The following is a 19951-nucleotide window of genomic DNA, read 5'->3' as shown; positions in this document are numbered from 1 at the left end:
TCCGGGATCGAAATACGAAGTGACCATGTTGGTTGCTTCGGTGATACCCCCAATACCGTTACCCTGGGCGAAAGCCCCCACTGAAACCAGCAGCGTCATGGCTGCCAAAAAGAATCTTTTTTTCATGTGTCGAAACATTTAATTAGTGAGACAAAAAAATCATTTCGACTGCGAATATATAGTACTTAATTTATTGATTTACAAATCTTACGACCTATGGCGCCGTATGTCATCACGTTACATCGGGAGGGGGATTATATGTGTGATAGAAAAGAGTCTATTCATTAAATATTTCCGTAAAAATGATTTTGTTCGTTGATACACGTGTGATCAAAATTCGTTTGATACAAATGTACCCACAATACTACATAACCGAAGAAAAGGGCACTGTATCACTTCTAAATATTGTTTGTTGAAGAAAACTTCTAAAGTAAATACATGAAGCGGTTTGGTAATATCCACTTAGTTGAATATCTACAAATTTATTACATCATCTTTTAATGTTGTTTTTTTTGTTCATCTTACATAATATGAGTACCTTTATACTGAAATTTAAACGATAGCCCTAATGAATAATCTAGAACTAAAAATATTTTTTTCTTGGCAGATGTCCACACTTTGTAACAAGAAAGTAAATAACAAAATATTTTTGTGGAACTGTTTGGAAAAAGCATCAAAAAAGTTAAGTAACAAGGGAGAATTTCAAGGAGTGAAGTTTATTCCAGATGAAGGTTTACGTAAAGAAGCAGGAGACAAACCTGTAGCGGAAACCTGCATAAAGAAAATAAAGCAATGCCATATTTATGTTGCAGATTTTACTATTGAAACTAAATTTACATACTTGCGTCACTTGTTAAGAAAACACTGTAAGTTTGATTTAAGATCTAATGTCAATGGCAGTGTACTTATTGAATACGGTCATGCAAAAGTATGTTTGGGTGATGATAGCGTGATATTGGTGATGAACACAATTAACGGAAATCCTAATAAGATTCCAGACTTATTGCCTTACGACTGTCGTCAAAATCGTAATCCCATTCTTTTTGAAATTAATAAAACTAATTTCAAAGAAAACGAAAAGGAAGATCAAAAGTATAACGATTTTAAACAACAACAACAGCGGCTTATTGATGAACTTGCTGGTGCAATAAAACTTGCAGCAAGGAGTGCAATCAAAAATATATATAATCATTTTCAACCTTTTATCAGTTGTGAAAAAGCTTTCAACGAGTCTAGTTATAGAACAGATTTTAAATGGACTAATGAACTTGTTCAGATAAAAGATGCAATACAAAACAATAAAGAGATAATGCGTATTGTTGGATTGTCGGGACTTGGAAAGACACGTCTCGTTCTGGAAGCATTACTCGCAAATCAAGACACTTCACACAAGCTGTATTGCAATATGGCAAACAATGAAGAAAAGGAGGTATTCAAGACCATAGAGTCATTATTTGATGGTTATGGTAGGGCTACAATAGTTCTGGATAACTGTCCATATTATTTTTTAGAAAGAGTTTACGATATGCGACGTGGTAAGAAAGCCTCTAATCCAATAGTCGCCATCTGCAATGACCCGAACGAAACGATAGACAGCTTGCGTTATCAGCCCTATCGTCTTGAAGTATCGGATGAGATTGTAGAGGATATCATTATTAAGAATGCAGACTTTTTTTTCGCCTGAAAATAAAAAGAAAGTAATTGAGTTTTCTGGTGGAATACCATTTATTGCCGAATTATTACTTGAAGGATGGCAAAAAACAAAAGAGTTTGGAAATATATCCAATCGAACACTCATAACTAAATTGCTTGGAGCTGAAGAAACCAGTGAAAATCGCATTATAGCTCAGTCTCTTTCGCTCTTTAATAGTCTTGGTATAGAAGACGATGTTCGTAAAGAAATGGTCTTTGTTGCTACCAATAAGAGTATTACCAGCATAGAAGGTGATGATGAGATAAAGGAGCGTAAATTTGACACACTGATACGTGATTATCTTGGAAGAAAATTGCTTGACCGCAGAGGAAGGTTTGTTTTTATTCGACCCCTCCCAATCGCTTGGTATTTGATGTGCGAATGGCTAACAGATTGTTCGAAGGATAGACTACGTAAGGTACTAGAGGATATTCGGACTTCAGAAGTTTCAGCTTCGTTAGCCCCAGCTTTCGGTGCTCAGTTTAAAGATATGTCTAAGAATGGTAAGGCTGTTGCTCTGTTGAATGAAATTCTGCGTGTTGGTAGCCCTTTTTCTGAAGCGGAAGTGATAAATACAGAAGTGGGATCACGTCTCTTCCGCTCATTTGTTGAAGTGGTTCCACAAACTGTAGCAAACTGTCTGTATAGTGCTTTAGGTAATAAAAAAATTATAGATCTGTATGGCTTTGTCGAAGGTAGACGCAATCTTGTTTGGACTATCGAGAAACTTTGCTTCGATCCGATTACATTCCAAAAAGGAGCAAAACTTATGCTGCGTCTCGGATGTGCTGAGATAGAGGATATATCGAACAATGCAACTGGTCAATTTGTGGCATTGTTCCCAATATATCTGCCAGCAACAGCAGTCTCTCTTAAAGAACGCATTACTTTTTTGTATCGAGAAATTAACGATGAAGAACAGAAAAAACTTGTTTTGCGAGCTGTAGACCGCGCTCTCAATACTAGCAGTTTCATTTACTTTAGTGGTGCAGAAATACAAGGTCAACGCAAACTTGAGAACTATAGGCCAATCTCTCGCGATGAAGTGGAAGAATACATCCGTGGCTGTCTTGATATTATTTATAATGAGATAGAGCAAAGTACGGAGTATCACGATTATTGCATTGACATTCTTAGTAAGAATTTCAGAGCGTTAAGCGCTTTCGATGAGTTTGACATAGTGATACCTTATGTCAAGAGGGTGTCTAAAAAGCTTGGATATGAATGGGAAAGCATGAAAGAAAACCTATACTTAGCTCTAAAAGACCCAAAGATAGCATACTGTGATAGAATAAAAGATGAACTGAAAACACTAATAGACAATTTCACAAAGGATACGTTCGAAGCTAGATTCTCGATGGTTGAGAAGTTCTATGCTTCTGATTTTGATTTTAAGGACATAAATACTCAATTAGAATATGAAAAGAGGAATGCCAAATATGAAGCATTGGCAGTTGAAATGGCAGAGAAAAAACTCTTCACCAAAGATACTCTGCGAGTTATCTATAACAGCGAAACTTATCAAGCTCAGCCATTTGGTAGAAAACTTGCCAGTCTGTTAAGCGAAGAAGATCAACTGGAGTTTATAAAGAATTCGTTGGAGGTTATACCTGAAAAATGCACCAACATCATTGTTGACTTTATAGCAGTGATTAGTGAAAATGTCTTTGCACAAGCGTTTGATATTATCAAACAACAAGGGCGTTACAATCTTCTTTTCCCGATTGTAGCTATCAGAGATTACAAGTTTCATGGTAAATATATTGATATTTTATTTGATTTGGTACTTAACCATGATACAGAGATTTCAAACTTTGTAAGTTTCTGGAACCATTCACCAATTAGAACGCTAACATCCGATGAAGCCGTAGTCTTTCTCGCTCGTTTGTTGAGTTTACCAGACTCATACGAAACCGCATTGCACATGGTGTCAATGCAGTATTTAGGTGGAAGAGACAGAGACAACCCAAGGTTTGATAATTTATTTGAACAAGAGGCGCTTAGGTCGATAGACAAGATACAAGAGCTGATGCGGAATCCACATTATACTCAAGTGCTTTGTTCTTTGCTGGCAAACGGCAAGCGCGACCAGTTAGCGAAAAGCGTGATGGCAGGAATAATCAATCATATTGTTGCAAATCAAAATGTTTCGATAAACTACAATGTGGAAGACATTCTTTCTGTCTTACTTGAAAAATACTTTGATATAACATGGGGTATTTTAGCAAATGCTATGTCCTCAGAGAAAGATGAAGAAGGTCAATTTTCTAAACTTTATTGGGTACTTGGAAGCATGTCAATACACAACAAATTCCCAAGCCTAATTTTTAAGAAAGAACATGAACAGGCTTTGCTCGATTGGTGTGCAAAAAATCCAGATATCAACGCATATCGCCTTATGTCAATCGCACCAATACAAAATGGCGATAATTTCTCTGACATAGTAATTCAAATAATTAATCTCTATGGTAACAGAAATTTTGTGCTTACAGCACTTGAAGACAAACTTGGCTCGTTTGCATCAACAGGTTCTGCTTTGCCAATCTATGATTCACGAATCGAACTTACGGAGACATTGGTTAACCATCAATTACCAGAAGTAAGTGCTTGGGCAACTTTACAAGTAGAAAAACTGAAACAAGCAAGAGAAAAAACGCTGAAATTTGAAGAAGAACTTACAATACCAGAACGCATACCCTTGATGAAATAGCTTGAATTGTGTGTAATAAAATGCAAATGATTGTTCTATAGATGTCGCTAAAAAATAGTTTATAAAATTTGTTTTACAAGTAATCATTACACTTATGATTACTTGTAAAACTTATGATTATGTATACACAGGAATTTGGAAAGTTACAGAAATATTTTATAGTGCCTAGTGCATCTCATCATTGATTTTGGTGATAAATGTCCTATTCAATTAAGTTGAAGTCATAGGGAAAATTCACCTTATGTTCCTTTTAGCCGTTCTTCTCATATGCACCGTTTTTATTATTCTCTTTCCTTTTTCTCTTTTTGCAGCTTTTTCTTGGCTTTCATTTCCGCATGATCTGTTTCAACGGTTTGACCGTTTCCGGTTCCTCACGCTTGAACCGCTTAAAACAGATGCTTTCGATAAACTGCGGAAGCGGAGCTTTACAGGACTCCTGCCTGTGGTTGTCTATCTTGCCGAACTTGTCGGGATTCAGCCCCAATTCACGGGCCATCTGTACCTGTTTGTCTGAAAGGTGGTGACGCTTCTGTGCCACCGCCCATTTTTCCAATATCGCTTTTGCCATTGCCATACTACATCGTTCATTTTTTGAGAAAGATAGGATGCCTGCCATATAATAAAGGTATGGATACCTGAAATTTATCCGGTGGAATCTTCTGAAAGTGAAAAAGGCACGCCGATATCACATCGGCATGCCTCCAAAAACTATGACTACAAAAAGAAACAATTAAACGAATTTATCCATATTGAAATCCTCTATCTTATTTTTTGTATTATCCATTTCTGAAATTTGTGAGTCATCACAAAGCATACTATCAATAAGATTTCCTATCTTCTTTTTGATAGCGGCTTCTTTCCGCATAATTCTGATGACTTCTTCTTCAGATAGATAGATGCGTGGAGCACGAATTGCAGGATTTCTTTTTATGCCAAAAGATTCTGCTTCTGGCTGCGGTACTGCTTGTTGTTTTTTGTCCTTCATATTCGATCCCATATTTACATGTATTTATTCCAATCAATTCCAATCTGTTCCAAAGACTGTTTCGATGTCTCTTTTCCATTTGGCATATTTTCTCTGAGCAGTTTTTCCAATTGGCTTTGAGTACTCAATTCGGTTGAAAAGAACCTGAACAGGTCTGTATCCTGAAGTTGGTACAGGGTTTCGGCAGCATTTCGGATTTTCTTTCTGTCATCCGTTCCCGAAATAAGCACATCAGCGACATTGTTCAGTTCTTCAAAAGTCAATGCCCTTGAAAAATCCGGGTCAGGAACGCACTCGTCATTTGACATAAGTTCCCGTTTTTCCGATTCTGTCAGTCCTTTTTTGGGAGTAAAGTCATCAATCACGTCATCCGGATTTATATCCTCATCCTCCTCTATGGGTTCCTTTTTCATAGGCTCAGAACGTGTGGGAGTTTTTCTCGCCACTTCCGGATCTTCAAGATAGACTATCTTCGTCTTACCGATTACTTCATTGTACTCGTTCAGGGGATTCGGCTGCGTTTCGGTTTTCTCTTCATGCCCGACTTTCAGGATATCCTTCTCCGCTTGTGCGATCCATGCTTCAGCCTTGTCCAGTCTTGCCCTATACCGGGCTTTCCTTGCTTTTTCCGCCATCCGTTTTTTACGTAATTTCCATAACCGGATACGTGCAATACGCATATAACGAAGCTGACTATCCCAAAAATTATAAACTCTCGGACTGAAAATAAACATCCATACCTTATATAATATATAGGTTGCCGACACGGCTTTTACTGAAAAATAAATTAATGTTGTTTCCATGACTATTGAATTTTAGGGGGTGAAAAACGGTCTTTATACATTCGGGTGATTTCCTCGATGTTGAGTTCTATATGCTCGGCTATGATGTTACTGATATAGCTCGCAATACTTACTTCGGGAGCTATCACATTGAGATAATTCTTTATCTCGTCATATAGCTTGCGGTTCAGGTACACCTGGATACGTCCGGGCATGGGGGTATTCACCAGATACTTTTGACGAAAGTTACTGTCACTTTCAGGCATATTGCAAGGTATGGAATTTTTCCGGGCAGTTTCTTTTTCCGTATCCTGCCTTTCATTGTTTTTCTCTTCCGGAACCTCAACCACTATGATATCCTCGTTCTCGATGGCATCAGGAATGTCACCGACCATATACCCCCTGATTTTTTCTTCATTCACTTTTACAATTTTCTTTGCCATATCTAAATTACAGGTTAAATTTTACAATCAGTTCGTTTGCCAGTTCCTGCAATCCGCTGCCTTTAAGCTGTCCTGCCGGCGGTGGAAGGAGCGAGCAGCGGAAATAGGTGCGTGTCCGGGATGACAGTTCCTTGTCATAGCGGCAGAGATCGGGAATCATTGAATCCAGAATTTTCAACCCCTGTTTCTTCATCAGTGCCATATAGTTGTCAAGCACTTCGGTATTGCTTCTTTTCTTTACCTTGGTCCAAAACAGGAACACGTCTTTTAAGGGAATGTTCTTCCGGTTTTCCGCACACTTCATGACGCTTTTGGCAAAGACAAAACTGCTGTCCATAACGAAATTGTCAGCGGCAATGGGGGTCAATACATAATCCACATTGAAAATGGTTTGCAAAACGCCGGATATGTCCATAGACCCCGGCAGATCTATGAAAACGATATCAAAATCTGCTTTTGCCGCCAACTCTCCGGCCACCTGGCGTGCATTCTCCGGCTTTGCCTGCCTGATAGGATAAATCCTGCATCCCCTGAGTCTCTGTTCCTCCAGCAACACCATGTACTTCTTGTTTATCTCCACCATCTCCATGTCCCGTTCCCTCAGATTGAACAGGCTGCGCTGGGTGGAGTCACAATCAACGATGGCCACATTCTTGCCCATCGAATAATTCAGGAGACTGGCAAGCGTTATCAACATTGTACTTTTGCCGACCCCACCTTTCTGGTTGCTGACCGCAACGAATAACGGATTCTTCTTCATAACTGAACTTTTTTAATGGTTTATTACACTATTGTTTTACTTGTCTGTTGTTTGATTTGTGACAAGGTTTGTTAGTGATACGGTTGCTTTGTGCTCACCAACCGGCAAACCGACCAACCGATAGTTCTCTGCCTTAACAAAGCAAGCATCCAATCATTGCCCGCCTGTTGCAACAAGTGCTTTCGCTAACGGGTAATACAACGGACAGCCACTTGATTATTGGTTTGTTTTACCGTTCACGCTGCAAATAAAAGGGTATTTTTTCATACCAGCACTATGTTTTAAGGGAGGTGACGACCTGTGTCATCATTTGTCATCACGTTACATATAACCCGCTATTTTACAACAGGATAAACCGCCATAACTTTGCACCGACAACGGAACGGATACCGCTGCGGAGGTTTCCCGAAGCCGAAGAATGAGGCTGAAGGTCAAAACTTAATTTGACGAAGGAAAATTCATGTTCAAGCGAACATAGCAAGTTGTGTTTTGAGGCACCCGAAACAAATTCGGGCACTCAAAACAACTTGCCGCTCGCCTGACGGCTCGGGAGGGATTCACTCCAAAGTCGTGAATCCGGGACGGAAGATCAGAAACAGAAAATATCAATGCGTATGGAAGAAAACAGAAAGAAAAAAATGACCAAAAGTGTAGGACGGAAACCAAAATCCGACCCTGCCGTGCACCGTTATGTAGTACGGTTGAACTCGGAAGAGAACGGGCGTTTCAACATCCAGTTCCAGAAATCCGGATTGAAAGAGCATTCAAAATTTATCAAGGCGATGCTTTTCGGACACGAAATCAAGGTCGTGAAAATCGACAAGGCGACGATGGACTATTACATCCGCTTGACCAATTTCTACCACCAGTTCCAAAGTATCGGCAACAATTATAACCAGACGGTCAAGGCGGTCAAGAGCAATTTCGGGGAGAAACGGGCATACGCCCTGCTCCGCAATCTGGAAAAGGCGACCATAGACCTGGTGGTGCTGAGCAAACGGATTATCATGCTGACCCGGGAGTTTGAAGAGACCTACCTTATCAAAAGGAAAAGGGAGGAAGGATGATATGGTGGCGAAAATCAACAGGGGCGTTTCCCTTTACGGGGCAATCGTCTATAACCAGCAGAAAGTGGATGATGCCACGGCACGGATCATTTACGGAAACCGCATGATTACCGATGTCACTGGTAATCCGGAACAAGCCGTGCGGCAGACGATGTGGGCGTTCGAAAATTACCTGCTTGCCAACAAAAATACGGAGAAGCCCGTACTGCACATCTCGTTGAACCCCTCATTGGACGACCGGCTGACGGACAGCCAATTTGCCGACCTCGCCAAAGAGTATATGCAGAAGATGGGATATGGCGACCAACCCTACATCGTATATGTACACGAGGACATCGGCCGCAGACACATCCATATCGTATCCACCTGCGTGAACGAGAAAGGGGAAAAGATTGACGATGCCTACGAGTGGAACCGTTCGATGAAAACCTGCCGGGAACTGGAACGGAAGTTCGGACTGAAGCAGGTAGAAGACAAACGGAAAGAATTGCTTGAACCGTACCTGAAAAAAGCAGACTACCAAAACGGTGACGTGAAGAAGCAGGTTTCCAACATCGTAAAGAGCATGTTCGGCACTTACCGTTTCCAATCTTTCGGAGAGTACAGCGCATTGCTCTCCTGTTTCAATATCGAAGCGAAGCAGGTGAAAGGCGAATTTGACGGAGTACCCTATAACGGCATCGTCTATACCATGACGGATGACACGGGAAAACCGCTATGTACGCCCATCAAGTCTTCCCTTATCGGAAAACGCTACGGGTATGAGGGATTGGAAAAGCGTATCGGTTACAACGCCCGTGAGTACAAAGCCTGGAAATGGCGGCCGAAGATTCGGAACGAGGTAGCTCTTGCCATGCACAGTTGCCGTGGAGACCGGGAAACATTTGTCCGGCTGCTTGCCGGGAAAGGTATAGATGCGGTATTCCGTGAGAACGATGAAGGACGCATCTACGGCGCGACTTTCATCGACCACAAGAACCGGGAGGTCTATAACGGCTCGCGGCTCGGCAAGGAGTTCTCGGCAAACGCCTTTGAACGGCTCTTCAATAATCCGGACAACATCCCGGATCTGGATGCGCCCATGCCGGACACCGGTCTGCAAAGCGAATTCTCCTCCGATATGGAAAGTGCCATCGAACAGGCTTTCGGGATATTCAGTCTGGAAGCGAACGGTCCTGACCCGCAGGAAGAGGCACTTGCCCGGAGGCTGCAACGCAAAAAGAAGAAGAAACGCCGCTCACCGGGAATTTCCTAATTACCGAATTTACCAACATTAAAAATCAGTTTATCATGCAACAGGAAGATGATTTGAGAGGACTGGCCAAGGTCATGGAGTTCATGCGTGCCATATCCATCGTGTTTATTGTCATCCACGTCTATTGGTTCTGTTACCAATCGTTCGTGGATATGGGTATCAATATAGGTGTAGTCGATAAGATACTGCTTAATTTCCAGCGGACGGCGGGACTTTTCAGCAACCTGCTTGTGACAAAAGTCTTTGCTGTCATATTCCTTGCACTCTCGTGTCTGGGTACAAAAGGTGTGAAGAATGAAAAGATGACCTGGAACAGGATATACGCCGCTTTCCTTTCGGGGATGGTGCTGTTTTTCATGAACTGGTGGATGCTCGACCTGCCGTTCAGCCCGACAGCCAATGCCGTCATATACACGGTAACGCTTACGGCAGGATATATCCTTCTCCTTATGTCCGGTGTATGGATTAGCCGTATGTTGAAGAACAATCTGATGGAAGATGTGTTCAATACCGCCAACGAGAGTTTTATGCAGGAAGCAAGGTTTATGGAGAACGAGTATTCCGTCAATCTGCCGACAAAGTTCGTATACCAGGGCAAGGAATGGGACGGATGGATAAACATCGTCAATCCCTTCCGTGCCTCCATCGTGCTTGGAACGCCGGTTCGGGAAAGAGTTATGCAGTGGTAAACAACTACATCAAACAGCAAATCGAGAAATCCTTTGCCATGTACATTTACGATTACAAATTTCCGGACTTGTCCGAAATCGCATACAATCATTTGCTTAAGCACAGGGAGCGTTACAAGGTCAAACCGGAGTTCTATGTCATCAATTTTGATGATCCGAGATGCAGCCACCGCTGCAATCCCATCAATCCCAAATTCATGGCGGATATTTCCGATGCCTACGAATCAGCCTATACTATTCTCCTGAATTTGAACAAGACCTGGATACAGAAACAGGGTGATTTTTTCGTGGAATCCCCGATAATCCTGCTTGCCGCCATTATTTGGTACTTGCGGATTTACAAGGACGGCAAGTATTGTACCTTTCCCCATGCGATAGAATTCTTAAACAAACCATATGCTGATATTTTCACGATTTTGACCTCGTATCCTTCCCTTGAAAACTACCTTTCCCCCTTTATGGATGCCTGGCAAGGAGGAGCTCAAGATCAGCTCCAGGGCCAGATAGCGAGTGCAAAAATCCCGCTATCGAGGATGATTTCGCCACAGCTTTACTGGGTCATGACAGGCGATGACTTCACGTTGGATTTGAATAATCCTGAACATCCGAAAATCCTATGCGTGGGAAATAATCCGGACAGACAAAACATCTATTCGGCCGCATTGGGGCTATACAACTCCCGTATCGTGAAACTGGTAAACAAGAAAGGACAACTCAAAAGTTCTATCATCATAGACGAATTGCCCACGATATACTTTCGCGGCATCGACAACCTGATTGCCACCGCCCGAAGTAACAAGGTGGCGGTCTGTCTCGGCTTTCAGGACTTTTCGCAGTTGACGCGTGACTATGGTGAAAAAGAGGCGAAAGTGATCCAAAATACAGTGGGCAATATCTTCAGCGGCCAGGTGGTAGGCGAAACCGCCAAGAACCTGTCAGAACGTTTCGGCAAGATACTCCAGCAGCGGCAGTCCATTTCCATCAACCGGCAGGATACATCCACCTCCATCAACACGCAGTTGGACTCGCTGATACCGGCATCCAAAATAGCCAATCTCTCGCAGGGAACATTCGTGGGCAGTGTGGCGGACAACTTCGGGGCAGAGATAGACCAGAAAATCTTCCATGCACGGATTATTGTCGATAGCGAAAAGGTAGCAGCGGAAACGAAAGCCTACAAAAAAATACCCGTTATCAACGAGTTCAGGGACGAGGACGGCAACGACATCATGCAGCAGCAGATAGAGCGGAACTATTCACGTATCAAGGCGGATGTGATGCAGATAATCGAGGATGAGATGGAACGTATCAAAAATGACCCTGATTTAAAACATCTGATTCCACAGGAGGATAGCGATAAGGAATAATATCCGACAGACCGCTTTTTTATTTCCGCCTGCAAAGGTCGTCCCGTGCCAGACTGGATTGAGCAAGGCCAGGCCCTTACGGGTTTCCGCAAAAATCTTCCGCGCTACGCTTGCGGTATTTTTCCGGAAAGTCTTGCTCAATCCGGCACGGGACAGCGAGGCAGGCAAGAAATAAAATATCGGCTCACGAGCCGCGAAATGTTTAACGACTCAAAAATAAAAGGTATGAGCAGAAGCAACTTCACCCCGATGAAAAGATTCCACGAAATCATTGGACGTTATGGTCTGAGGCTGATGGAAGTCGGAACAAACCACCTGAGAGTATTTTCAGAAGGACAGAAATTATTCGATTATTATCCGTTAAGGATGAAATTGTTCGACTATCAAAAATGGCAACAACTGACCTATCCGTCTCTCCTTGAAGGCACGGACAAATGGGAAACGGAACTTGACGGAATCATCCAAGAATTAATGGTAACACCACAATAAACATTCCGGTTATGAAAGACAGCAATTATACAACGCTCGTTTGGGACAATATTCCCGAATGGGCGATTTTCGCTTTGGAATACGGCATTGAAGAGGAACTGTTCTTGACGGATGAAGACCTGAAAATGATAAGCGGTTTCATTACCGAAAATCTCCCGAACGGGTACACGATGAACGTGGACTGGGAATCATACAAGGAGTTTGACAGCCATCCAGCCTTCGGGAAACCGTGCAAGACCTACAAGGTCAGTTTTGTAATACCTAAAGGATTATGAATATGAGAAAGATAACATTGAGCGAATACAACGCCATCCCGGAAGACTATCGTGGGATTTGGACCGTTGAACGCTGGGATTTGCCGGATTGGGCGGAATTACGCAAAAAACATATCGGCAAACGTACCATGATGGTCTATGACAAGGGCACGTGCCTGTTGGTTGAAGGAATGGGCTTTGAAATCGTGGATGACAGCTCATGGAAAAAGCCGGATAAGGTCAGACAGGAAATAGGCGGTCTTTATCTGAAATTCTACAGCGCACAAGGACGTGAACCGCATTATGCGGATTGCATCATCCGATGGCGTGACACGTTGGAAAAGGAAGAGGTAAGGATCGCTTTGGCTATGGATTCCGATACGGAAAAGGACGATGAGATATTCTTCTATTGCGACAGTCTGGACGATTTGAAATCGTTGGCAGACAAAGGCAAGGAGGATTTTACCGTTGCCGAATGCCTCGGTTTCGGGATATACGAAGAACTGTTACAAACAACTTAAAATTATCAGATATGAAAATCAAATGTCAGGAACACTACGAAAAGGTGGCAGAGTATGCCAAGAGCATTGGCGACACGACCTTGCAGAAATGTATTGAACGCCTCAAGCAATGGGAGAAAAACTCCAACGGCAGGTATGAAATTGAACTTTATTGGGATTTTGCTCCGTATTCATTCGGATTTGCAGAGATTGCCGCAGATGGGAGCAAAGGTGTTGTAGGTGGATTGCTTTACCACGGCAGACCGGATGAATCTTTAGCCGTAATGATTGGAGGTCCGTTCCACGGCTGGAGCATACATACGTAAAATTCCTACACCACAAGTTAATCTGTAATTGCGTAAAAACGGTGCAGAGGTAATCAATATCTGATTACTTTTGTACTATTTTACACACTATTATGCTACATATTATGGTGGATTTGAAATAAAAAAAGTCCATAAATCGCCTGTACAGTGATATGTGGTGTGGGCTTGATTTGTATATACGATATACGATGTGTCAAAGATGAGAAAGTAGTGAAAATTATCAGTATTATGGTTATTCTATTGGAGAAAAACGGGAAAAGGACAAATTTTCTCCAATAGAAGGCGGATATAAGCGAATGTTCATTATTTGCTCGCGTTCATTAAAAATGAACAGCCGAAAATGAGTGAACAAAAATATTTCATGTATTATCATTTTGCGTAAGTAATCAGAAAATGATTACTTACGCAAAATGATTGCAGTTTTCTTGTATCAATGTATGGTTGCATACAGGTATAAAAACAAGAAATCCCAGTCATAATGACCGAGATTTCTCTACTTCCTTTTTATAGTGCAGATGCGACGACTAAGCTCGCACGGGCACTTTTACTGATGCAAAGGTAAGCATTATTTGCTATTCTGCCAAATAAATGAGACTTTAATATTCGATTTTAGAAGTTTGTACTACAATTTCTTGAGTCTCAGGTGTCTGAATGGAATTGACAAGATTATGAATTTCATTCTCCAATTCCATTTTTCTGGCCTTTGAAATGCACCCCAACATATAACTGACAACATCTATGCCACCTTTTATATTATGTCTGCAATCAGCAGAAATGTCAGCCGGTAAACGCTTGATACCTTTAGGGAAGTCCATACGGTAAATGCAACCTCCGTGTGCGCACTTGTTGCGTAGTACACGTATGGTTTCCATATAATTGTAAAAAACACCTCTTGAACAGCCATAGGCATTAGCCACCAAATCCTTTGCTTCCAGTTCTTTCAACGAATCATATAGTGTTATGATATTGCCGATTGTCATAAACTCTATGGTCTTCCATGCAGGAGCATATATCCCCGGATGGTTTGCATGATGGTGCTGGATTATGGGGTTCTTGCGCATGGAGGCATAAACTTGTTCCTCAAAATCATTGGCGAATTTAGAAACCACATACTTGCGGTTCACAAACCAACAAGGGTCATCTATATACAAGAGCGATATATTATAGATGAGTTTTGTACGGATATTGACCTCTATTCGGTCAAGGGCATTAAGCAAAAGTCTTCTGAGTTTGGTATCAAACTCATAAAGATCATAAACGCTTTTGAATGTAGTGCCCGGTTTTAGTTTATGGTCACGATATTCTAAACATGGAAATTTTATCTCGAATGGGAAAGAATAGAATCCAAGTCGGTAATAGCCGACATCAAGGAGAATTTCTTTTGCTTTCCCCTCATCATCAAATGCCATACCGTTTGATTTCAGTCTGGCGATTTGTTGGTCTATCGTATATGCTTTCTTCATTAAAGTTTGAATTCAAGTGCGAAGTTACTCATTTTTTTTGAAACAAACACCCATCATGTATATTGATTTATAGAAACATATCCCGCATCAGGTAATTTTTCCATATTCCTCCATAAAAATCCATCTTAAGCCACGCTTCCCTTGACAAGTCCCTTCAAGAAGATAACTCGGAGGACGATACCATCCGCGTTCAAGCCTGCGGTTTTCGCGCAAAAAATTCCCTACGGTAATTTTTCACCCGAAAAAACGTTCCGGTATCGCCGTCCGAGTTGTGTAAACGGTCGGGACTTAGCAAGTGAAGCGACCTACGACGCATAGGACAAAACCAAAAAAACAGTTGTCGGCGGTATTTTGCCGATACATGATGTCCCAATGGATACTGCCATCCTATAGCTTCCACACTTTCCTTGCTGCCGGTCTTATAAAGTACCCCAAGGAAGCGGGGACTAAAGACAGCTCGCTCCCAACTCTGCATAATACAACTTTTTCTTTGTCGGTTTCGTGCCGTTCCTGCCGCTTTCTACCGTTTCACTTTCCGTCCCTGCCGTTTTTTCCTGCGTGGAGTTTTCCGTTTGCGTGCCTATGCCCTCTTTTACCCCTCGGATTCGGTGCTTTTCCTTGCTTTTGCCTTTGCATTTTCCATTTTTCCGCCCTGCGTATTTCTTCCTGCGGTGAAACACGATGACAAGTGATGAAATACATATCCTAACTCATTGCAAACTAATTATTTATCAAAATTTCTCCTATATATTTGCACTGACAATTTATAGTTACCAACTCTAAAAACCAAAATTATGGCAAAGAAAAATGGAAGGGGCGATCCCCCTAAACCGCAAGTCTCCGAGAACGAACAGATGAGCGACATCGTGTTTATCCTCGACAAAATGGAACTGATTTTACAAGCCGTGTCCGAAATCTCAAGGGACGGCAGGTACAAGACGGTTCCGGCAGACAAGGAACACCAAAATTCCTTTCTGAAAATCGACCGCTACGCCAATATGTTCGAGAATTTCCTGAAGAACTTCTGGAGCCAGCTCAAAGACCCGACACGGTTCGGCATCCTCTCCGTCAAGGAGGACACGTTGGACAACCCGGAAGTAAGGCAGGCGGTCGAGGACATCGCGGCAGGAAAGCAGACCAAAGCCGTGGAGGAATTTCTCAAGAAATACGAGATTGTCCCCCGCGACAAGGAAAACCAAAGTATAAACCATCAAAATCAAGAAGAAATGGCAAAGAAAAATGAGACCCCGCAGCAGGCAGCCCAGGACGGTGGCCAGCAGCACCCCAAGTACCGTTACAACGAGTCCATGATCAACTGGGAGGAACTGAAGAAGTTCGGGCTGTCCCGCGAGTATCTCCATGAGCGCGGACTCCTTGACCAGATGCTCCGTGGCTACAAGACCAACCAGGTCGTGCCCATCAGCATGAACTTCGGCTCCGCCGTATTGCGTACCGACGCACGCCTGTCGTTCCAGCAGTCTGTCGACGGACCGATTGTCCTCGGCATCCACGGAATCCGGCAGAAACCCGAACTTGACCGTCCGTATTTCGGGCACATCTTCTCCGAGGAGGACAAGAAGAACCTGCTTGAAACGGGCAACATGGGACGTGTCGTGGAACTGAAAGGGCGCAACGGCGAATACATCCCCTCTTTCGTCAGCATCGACAAGCTCACCAACGAGATTGTGGCCATGAAGGCAGAGAATGTGTTCATTCCCAATGAAATCAGTGGGGTGAAACTGACCGAACAGGAACAGAATGACCTGCGCGAGGGAAAGAAAATTTACGTAGAGGCATGATCGCCAAGTCAGGCAACGAGTTCGACGCCCACATACAAATCAATGCCGAACGCAGGGGCATCGAATACATCTTCGAGAACGACAAGCTCTTCAACCGCCAGAAGTTGGGCGGCGTGGAACTTACCCAGAAGCAGATTGAAGACCTGAATGCCGGCAAGGCCATCTTCGTGGAGGGCATGCAGCGCAAGGACGGGGAGGTATTCTCCTCGTATGTCAAGCTGGACGAGGCTACCGGACGGCCGGCATATACCCGTTACAACCCGGATTCCCCGGAAGGCGCACGCGAAATCTATATCCCGAATGAAATCAACGGCGTGAAAATCACTGCCGAGGAACAGCAGCAACTGCGGGAGGGAAAAGCTATCTTCCTAAATGACATGGTGAACCGCAAGGGCGAGGAGTTTTCGTCATTCATCAAAGCCGACCTGGAAACGGGAAGACTCAGCTATTCACGCACGCCGGACGGGTTCGAGCAGCGCGAGCAGTTCAAGGTCCCCGACAAGGTATGGGACGTGGAGCTGAGCCGGAAACAGCGAGCCGACCTCCAGAGCGGCAAAGCAGTACTGGTAGAGGGCATCAAGGGCTACGACGGCAAGACCATCTCCCAATATGTCAAGGCGAACTTCAACCAGGGCAGACTGGACTTCTACAACGAGAATCCGGACCGCAAGCGTGATGCCTCGCAGCGCAACGTGGTGGCAAACGTACAGAAGCAGGGCCAGGAACAAAGCAGCCGGAAATCCAAAGGCGCAAGTATCGCATGATGCGTGAATCAAACGAATGTGGAATCCTAAAAAAATCGGAAATATGGAAATGAACAATGGAAACACCACGCCTTTCAAGGCGGAAGATGTGAACTGGGACGAGCTGGCAGGCATCGGCATATTGAAGGACGAACTGGAAATGTCGGGAGAACTTGACACGTTGCTCAGGGGAGAGAAAACGAAAGTGATGCCGCTCAGCCTCGTGCTCCTCGGCGTGGACGTGGTGATGGACGCCACCCTGCAACTGGTACGCAAGGACGGCGGGCCGCTGATTGAGATCCTCGGTGTCAAGCCGTCGGCATAGCGGCACGTTACCGGTCAATCCGACGAGTTAAAATTAAAAAATGTCAAACCGCCGTTTCCTGTTTTCCGGTTCCGGTCACGGGGAACGGCTTAAATTTTATCCTAACATGAAAGCAATCATAGCAGAAAAACAGAGTGTGGGTATGGACATAGCCCGTGTGGTCGGCGCAACGGAAAAAAAGGACGGCTACTGTACAGGCAACGGGTACATGGTCACATGGGCGTCTGGACACCTCGTGTCGCTGGCACTGCCCGACACATACGGCTACACAAAGGCTGTTGCCGAAGACCTCCCGATGATACCGGACCCGTTCCGGCTGGTATCCAGACAAATCAGGACGGACAGGGGGATGGTGACGGACATTGCCGCCTCCCGGCAGTTGAAGGTCATCGACGAGGTGTTCTCCAAGTGCGACGACATCATCGTGGCAACGGATGCAGGCCGTGAAGGGGAACTTATCTTCCGGTGGATATATGCCTATCTGGGTTATACCAAGCCGTTCCAACGCTTGTGGATCTCCTCGCTCACGGACGAGGCCATCCGCAAAGGCATGGCAAACCTCAAGGACGGAAACGATTATGACAGCCTCTATGCCGCAGCGGACAGCAGGGCAAAGGCGGACTGGTTGGTGGGCATGAATGCCAGCCGCGCGTTGGCGATAGCCTCCGGATCGGCAAACAACTCCATCGGAAGGGTACAGACCCCTACACTCGCCATGATATGCGCACGCTTCAAGGAGAACCGCAACTTCATTTCCACTCCCTATTGGCAGCTGCACATCACGCTGAAGCAGGGAGAGGCGCACCGGCAGTTCATCCACCCGAAGGAGTTCAGGGACAAGAAAGCGGCAGAGGCGGCATACCGAAAAATATCTTCCGAATCCGTTGCGGCAGTCACCAAGGCGGAACGCAAGAGGGCATTCCAACAGCCCCCGCTTCTCTACGATCTGACAGCCCTCCAGAAGGACTGTAACATTCATTACGACCTTCCGGTAGACAAGACCCTTGCCATCACACAGTCCCTGTACGAAAAAAAACTGGTTTCATATCCGAGGACAGGCAGCAGGTATATTCCGCAGGATGTCATGGCGCACATTCCGGTATTGTTGGAAAAGATAACAGCCATGCCGGAGTTCCGTGAGTACAGAAGGAGCTTAGACCTTTCCGCCCTGAATACACGAAGCGTGGACGCCGCAAAAGTGACCGAGCACCATGCGCTGATTATCACCGGTATCGTCCCTGAGGGATTGTCCGAAGCGGAATCCATGGTTTATACTCTCATAGCCGGCAGGATGCTGGAAGCCTTCTCTCCCCCTTGCGAGAAAGAACTGCTGCTCATGGAGTGCGTATGCGGGGGACTGGACTTCCACTCCCGTTCCACTGTTATCGCCAATCCGGGCTGGCGGGCGGTGTTCTCCCGAAAGGAGGACCGGGAAAAGGACGAGCCGGAAAGAGACGAAGGCACAGCATCTTTTACAGAGGGTGAGGAAATACCGGTCATGGGACATGGACTGTCACAGAAAAAGACATTGCCCAAACCTCTTTATACGGAAGCCACCCTGCTCACGGCCATGGAGAACTGCGGCAAGGAAATCACTGACGGACAGGCACGCGAAGCGGTGAAGGATACGGGTATCGGTACGCCTGCCACCCGTGCCGCCATCATCACGACCCTGCTCAAACGTGACTACATCGAGCGTTCCGGCAAGAGTATCCGTCCGACGGAAAAGGGGCTTTATCTCTATGAATCGGTAAAGGACATGATGGTGGCTGACGCGAAGCTGACCGGCACATGGGAAAAGGCACTGGAACAGATAGAGGGGCGTACCCTCGATCCGGAAAGCTTCATGCTCTCCATCAGGGAATACACGGGAAAAGTGACCGGCGAGATACTGCGTCTCAAATTTCCGGAGCCGTCATCATGCGTCCTTGCTTGCCCCAAGTGCAAGACCGGCAACGTGGTGGTGAAGTCCAAAGTCGCGAAATGCGACCGTGAAGGATGCGGACTGCTGGTGTTCCGCCGTTTTCTGAACAAGGAACTGACGGACCAGCATCTCGAACAGCTTTTCTCTTCCGGTTCCACCCGACTGATCAAGGGTTTCAAGGGCAAGAAAGGGGTGTCTTTCGATGCGGCAATCATTTTTGACGAAAGTTTTAACCTGAAACTTTCTTTTCCAAAATCCAAGGGTGGGAAAGGTAAATGATACCGTCATTCCAATTCCGAGGCAAAGGTAGCGGAACCGCCCGTTTCCACCTGCAAGGTCGGGCCTTGCAGGTTTCGGGGGAAAATCATCCTCGCCCT

At 44.5% G+C, this 19951-nt stretch carries 16 protein-coding genes and 3 pseudogenes; 12 read left to right on the top strand and 7 right to left on the bottom strand.

Annotated features, from left to right (window positions below; translation table 11 throughout):
- Positions 1-126 (bottom strand): DUF4134 family protein (locus JCM16496_RS22325; RefSeq protein ID WP_128809730.1); only part of this gene is annotated, 126 nt, incomplete at its 3' end.
- A 442-nt stretch (positions 127-568) separates the two neighbouring features.
- Here JCM16496_RS22325 and JCM16496_RS18655 point away from each other — a divergent pair.
- Both JCM16496_RS18655 and JCM16496_RS18650 read left to right on the top strand, forming a co-directional pair.
- Positions 569-1684 carry a hypothetical protein gene (locus tag JCM16496_RS18655; protein ID WP_025836113.1) on the top strand — a complete coding sequence of 372 codons (1116 nt, stop codon included), beginning with the start codon at positions 569-571 and terminating at the stop codon, positions 1682-1684.
- The gene (locus JCM16496_RS18650) at positions 1662-4403 is read left to right on the top strand and encodes a hypothetical protein (RefSeq protein ID WP_025836112.1); all 2742 of its coding nucleotides are present in this window, start codon (positions 1662-1664) and stop codon (positions 4401-4403) included. The genes JCM16496_RS18655 and JCM16496_RS18650 overlap by 23 nt, the downstream gene beginning before the upstream one ends.
- A gap of 281 nt (positions 4404-4684) precedes the next feature.
- On the opposite strand, the pseudogene JCM16496_RS18645 reads toward JCM16496_RS18650, so the two are convergent.
- The 5 genes and pseudogenes from JCM16496_RS18645 to JCM16496_RS18625 form a co-directional block, all read right to left on the bottom strand.
- A pseudogene (locus tag JCM16496_RS18645) lies at positions 4685-4977 on the bottom strand (hypothetical protein).
- 156 nt (positions 4978-5133) lie between these two features.
- Entirely contained in the window at positions 5134-5388 is a 255-nt protein-coding gene (locus JCM16496_RS18640) for a hypothetical protein (RefSeq protein WP_227154200.1), read from the bottom strand.
- Between the two features lie 14 nt (positions 5389-5402).
- Positions 5403-6191: a DUF4122 family protein gene (locus tag JCM16496_RS18635; protein ID WP_025836109.1), complete on the bottom strand. Its 789-nt coding sequence runs from the start codon at positions 6189-6191 to the stop codon at positions 5403-5405.
- Positions 6192-6193: 2 nt separating this feature from the next.
- Positions 6194-6613: a DUF3408 domain-containing protein gene (locus tag JCM16496_RS18630; protein ID WP_025836107.1), complete on the bottom strand. Its 420-nt coding sequence runs from the start codon at positions 6611-6613 to the stop codon at positions 6194-6196.
- A gap of 7 nt (positions 6614-6620) precedes the next feature.
- Positions 6621-7373: a ParA family protein gene (locus JCM16496_RS18625; RefSeq protein ID WP_025836106.1), complete on the bottom strand. Its 753-nt coding sequence runs from the start codon at positions 7371-7373 to the stop codon at positions 6621-6623.
- 608 nt (positions 7374-7981) lie between these two features.
- Here JCM16496_RS18625 and mobA point away from each other — a divergent pair.
- The 7 genes and pseudogenes from mobA to JCM16496_RS18590 all read left to right on the top strand — a co-directional run bounded on the left by mobA (position 7982) and on the right by JCM16496_RS18590 (position 13320).
- Positions 7982-8440 carry a conjugal transfer protein MobA gene (gene mobA, locus JCM16496_RS18620; RefSeq protein ID WP_119216151.1) on the top strand — a complete coding sequence of 153 codons (459 nt, stop codon included), beginning with the start codon at positions 7982-7984 and terminating at the stop codon, positions 8438-8440.
- A 1-nt stretch (position 8441) separates the two neighbouring features.
- Positions 8442-9695: a conjugal transfer protein MobB gene (mobB, locus tag JCM16496_RS18615; protein WP_025836103.1), complete on the top strand. Its 1254-nt coding sequence runs from the start codon at positions 8442-8444 to the stop codon at positions 9693-9695.
- Between the two features lie 35 nt (positions 9696-9730).
- A pseudogene (gene mobC / locus JCM16496_RS18610) lies at positions 9731-11751 on the top strand (conjugal transfer protein MobC).
- 225 nt (positions 11752-11976) lie between these two features.
- Positions 11977-12240, top strand: coding sequence for a hypothetical protein (locus JCM16496_RS18605; RefSeq protein ID WP_025836101.1), 264 nt, complete (start codon positions 11977-11979; stop codon positions 12238-12240).
- 11 nt (positions 12241-12251) lie between these two features.
- A complete protein-coding gene (locus JCM16496_RS18600) occupies positions 12252-12515 on the top strand; it encodes a DUF6926 domain-containing protein (protein ID WP_025836099.1) in 264 nt (87 codons plus the stop codon).
- Positions 12516-12517: 2 nt separating this feature from the next.
- Positions 12518-13015: a hypothetical protein gene (locus JCM16496_RS18595; RefSeq protein ID WP_025836097.1), complete on the top strand. Its 498-nt coding sequence runs from the start codon at positions 12518-12520 to the stop codon at positions 13013-13015.
- A gap of 11 nt (positions 13016-13026) precedes the next feature.
- Positions 13027-13320: a DUF4120 family protein gene (locus JCM16496_RS18590; protein WP_025836096.1), complete on the top strand. Its 294-nt coding sequence runs from the start codon at positions 13027-13029 to the stop codon at positions 13318-13320.
- Positions 13321-13916: 596 nt separating this feature from the next.
- Here JCM16496_RS18590 and JCM16496_RS18585 read toward each other — a convergent pair.
- Positions 13917-14783: an Abi family protein gene (locus JCM16496_RS18585; protein WP_025836095.1), complete on the bottom strand. Its 867-nt coding sequence runs from the start codon at positions 14781-14783 to the stop codon at positions 13917-13919.
- Between the two features lie 794 nt (positions 14784-15577).
- Between JCM16496_RS18585 and JCM16496_RS18575 the strand changes: the two are divergent.
- From JCM16496_RS18575 to JCM16496_RS18565, 3 genes and pseudogenes are all read left to right on the top strand, one after another.
- Positions 15578-17346, top strand: a pseudogene (locus JCM16496_RS18575) (DUF3945 domain-containing protein).
- Positions 17347-17389: 43 nt separating this feature from the next.
- A complete protein-coding gene (locus tag JCM16496_RS18570) occupies positions 17390-17650 on the top strand; it encodes a DUF4099 domain-containing protein (RefSeq protein WP_025836092.1) in 261 nt (86 codons plus the stop codon).
- A gap of 106 nt (positions 17651-17756) precedes the next feature.
- Complete coding sequence (locus JCM16496_RS18565; RefSeq protein ID WP_025836090.1) at positions 17757-19853, top strand: type IA DNA topoisomerase; 2097 nt, start codon at positions 17757-17759, stop codon at positions 19851-19853.
- The last annotated feature ends 98 nt before the right edge of the window (positions 19854-19951 follow it).

Origin of the sequence: Bacteroides rodentium JCM 16496, from assembly GCF_000614125.1 — a bacterium.
GTDB lineage: Bacteria > Bacteroidota > Bacteroidia > Bacteroidales > Bacteroidaceae > Bacteroides > Bacteroides rodentium.
This window is presented reverse-complemented; position numbering and strand designations above follow the sequence as displayed.

Bases quoted from the DNA above. Each gene is read 5' to 3' on its own strand.
- JCM16496_RS18655 (WP_025836113.1), top strand. From the start codon at position 569: ATGAATAATCTAGAACTAAAAATATTTTTTTCTTGGCAGATGTCCACA.
- JCM16496_RS18650 (WP_025836112.1), top strand. From the start codon at position 1,662: ATGCAGACTTTTTTTTCGCCTGAAAATAAAAAGAAAGTAATTGAGTTT.
- JCM16496_RS18640 (WP_227154200.1), bottom strand. From the start codon at position 5,388: ATGAAGGACAAAAAACAACAAGCAGTACCGCAGCCAGAAGCAGAATCT.
- JCM16496_RS18635 (WP_025836109.1), bottom strand. From the start codon at position 6,191: ATGGAAACAACATTAATTTATTTTTCAGTAAAAGCCGTGTCGGCAACC.
- JCM16496_RS18630 (WP_025836107.1), bottom strand. From the start codon at position 6,613: ATGGCAAAGAAAATTGTAAAAGTGAATGAAGAAAAAATCAGGGGGTAT.
- JCM16496_RS18625 (WP_025836106.1), bottom strand. From the start codon at position 7,373: ATGAAGAAGAATCCGTTATTCGTTGCGGTCAGCAACCAGAAAGGTGGG.
- mobA (WP_119216151.1), top strand. From the start codon at position 7,982: ATGCGTATGGAAGAAAACAGAAAGAAAAAAATGACCAAAAGTGTAGGA.
- mobB (WP_025836103.1), top strand. From the start codon at position 8,442: ATGGTGGCGAAAATCAACAGGGGCGTTTCCCTTTACGGGGCAATCGTC.
- JCM16496_RS18605 (WP_025836101.1), top strand. From the start codon at position 11,977: ATGAGCAGAAGCAACTTCACCCCGATGAAAAGATTCCACGAAATCATT.
- JCM16496_RS18600 (WP_025836099.1), top strand. From the start codon at position 12,252: ATGAAAGACAGCAATTATACAACGCTCGTTTGGGACAATATTCCCGAA.
- JCM16496_RS18595 (WP_025836097.1), top strand. From the start codon at position 12,518: ATGAGAAAGATAACATTGAGCGAATACAACGCCATCCCGGAAGACTAT.
- JCM16496_RS18590 (WP_025836096.1), top strand. From the start codon at position 13,027: ATGAAAATCAAATGTCAGGAACACTACGAAAAGGTGGCAGAGTATGCC.
- JCM16496_RS18585 (WP_025836095.1), bottom strand. From the start codon at position 14,783: ATGAAGAAAGCATATACGATAGACCAACAAATCGCCAGACTGAAATCA.
- JCM16496_RS18570 (WP_025836092.1), top strand. From the start codon at position 17,390: ATGGAAATGAACAATGGAAACACCACGCCTTTCAAGGCGGAAGATGTG.
- JCM16496_RS18565 (WP_025836090.1), top strand. From the start codon at position 17,757: ATGAAAGCAATCATAGCAGAAAAACAGAGTGTGGGTATGGACATAGCC.